Below are 1,668 nucleotides of genomic sequence, written 5' to 3'. Positions count from 1 at the left end.
GTTCGGCACCAGGGTGCTGCTGCTCGAGAACGACACCGACGTGCTGAGCGCCATGACCTCGCTGCTCGAGCGCTGGCAGTGCCTGGTGCGCGCCGCGACCTCGACCGACGATGCGCTCGACCTCATCGGCGACACCGACTGGGTGCCCGACATCGTCATCGCCGACCAGCATCTCGACGGTGGCGATCTCGGCACCGCCACCATCGCCGAAGTGCGCGACTATCTGGGCCGGCCCGTGCCGGCGCTGATCGTCACCGCCGATGGCTCGGAGCTCGTCGCCAAAGCCGCCCGCGCCGCCGGCATCGAATTGATGCGCAAGCCGCTGAAGCCGGCACAGCTGCGCGCGCTATTGGCGCATCTGCTGGCTTAGAAATTACGCTCAAAACCCAGTCTGATCCCTGAACAGCTCCGTATTGTCCAGCTTCGACACCTCGATCACTGCCTGCGTGCGGCTGTAGACATTGAGCTTGCGCAAAATCTCCGAGACATGCGCCTTAACCGTAGTCTCGCCCACCTGCAGCTCATAGGCGATCTGCTTGTTCAGCATACCCTGGCGCAGCATCTGCAAAACCCTCAGTTGCTGCGGCGTCAGCGTCGCCAGCCGCTGCACCATGTCGGCGCGGTCGGTGCTGTCGGGGTCCGCCGGCTGTCCGCCATAGTTTTCCGGCACATAGACCGCGCCGTCCATCACCGAGCGGATGGCCGCGGCGAGATCGCTTTTCCTCGCCGATTTCGGGATGAAACCCGCGGCACCATAGGACAGCGCCTCGGAAATGATCTTCGGCTCCTCATAGCCCGACACGATCACCACCGGCAGGCGCGGATAGCGGGTCCTGAGCTGCAGCAGCCCTTCGAAGCCGTGCACGTCGGGCATGCTCAAGTCGAGCAGCGCCAGGTCGAACGGTTTTGCATCGGCGAGGAGATCGATCGCCTCCGCGATCGAGCGCGCCTCGACCGTATCGACGTCAGGATAGGCCATCTGCACGGCGCTATGCAGCGCCTCGCGAAACAGCGGGTGGTCATCGATGATCAGAAAGCGGGCGCGATCGCTGACGGGGGTCATTGCTCGGATTCAGGCATCGGTTCGATTTCGGTCGGCACAGGATAGTCCCGTCACCATGGTCAGATTATTGCCAAATAGTACATCGCCCGAAAGTCGCCTTGTCGGCAAAATAACAGGGCCAACGGTTTCATGATCGCCGTGCCTTGCCTGCTCGCCGAAATCGGCCGAATGTGCAGGCAGATTCACACTAAGGCAGAACCCAGCCGATGACAGACTTCGTCCTCCCGCCGCCAGCGATCGCCTCAGTCGCCATTGCCGGCTCGGGGGAGCGATTTGCCGTGCGTCGCATCTTCTGCGTCGGGCGCAATTACGCGGCACACGCGCGCGAGCTCGGCAATGACGAGCGCGACCCGCCCTTCTTCTTCACCAAGCCGGCCGACGCGGTGGTCGACAGCGGCGCCGAGATCCCCTACCCGCCATTGACCGCCAACCTCCACCACGAGATCGAGCTGGTCGTGGCGATCGGCAAAGCCGGCTTCCGCATTCCCCGCGGCGAGGCGCTCGCCCATGTCTGGGGCTACGGCGTCGGCGTCGACCTGACCCGCCGCGACCTGCAGGACCAGGCGAAGAAAGCCGCCCGCCCCTGGGACCTGTCTCTTATACAC

3 protein-coding genes are annotated in these 1,668 nt (G+C 64.1%); 2 read left to right on the top strand and 1 reads right to left on the bottom strand.

Annotation, left to right across the window (positions count from 1 at the left end; translation table 11 throughout):
- Positions 1–370: response regulator (locus EOA38_RS35875; RefSeq protein ID WP_145966263.1), on the top strand; the 370-nt coding region annotated here is incomplete at its 5' end.
- A 9-nt stretch (positions 371–379) separates the two neighbouring features.
- Here EOA38_RS35875 and EOA38_RS35870 read toward each other — a convergent pair.
- Positions 380–1,063 carry a response regulator transcription factor gene (locus EOA38_RS35870; protein ID WP_126093362.1) on the bottom strand — a complete coding sequence of 228 codons (684 nt, stop codon included), beginning with the start codon at positions 1,061–1,063 and terminating at the stop codon, positions 380–382.
- A 206-nt stretch (positions 1,064–1,269) separates the two neighbouring features.
- On the opposite strand from EOA38_RS35870, the gene EOA38_RS35865 reads away from it, so the two are divergent.
- A partial coding sequence (locus EOA38_RS35865; protein ID WP_189435158.1) for a fumarylacetoacetate hydrolase family protein occupies positions 1,270–1,668 on the top strand: 399 nt, incomplete at its 3' end.

Origin of the sequence: Mesorhizobium sp. M1E.F.Ca.ET.041.01.1.1 (assembly GCF_003997355.1) — a bacterium.
Classification (GTDB): Bacteria; Pseudomonadota; Alphaproteobacteria; order Rhizobiales; family Rhizobiaceae; genus Mesorhizobium.
Note: the sequence above shows the minus strand (reverse complement) of the source record. Positions and strands in the feature narration are given on the sequence as shown.

Coding starts and splice junctions, on each gene's coding strand:
- EOA38_RS35870 (WP_126093362.1), bottom strand. CDS start 1,063: ATGACCCCCGTCAGCGATCGCGCCCGCTTTCTGATCATCGATGACCAC.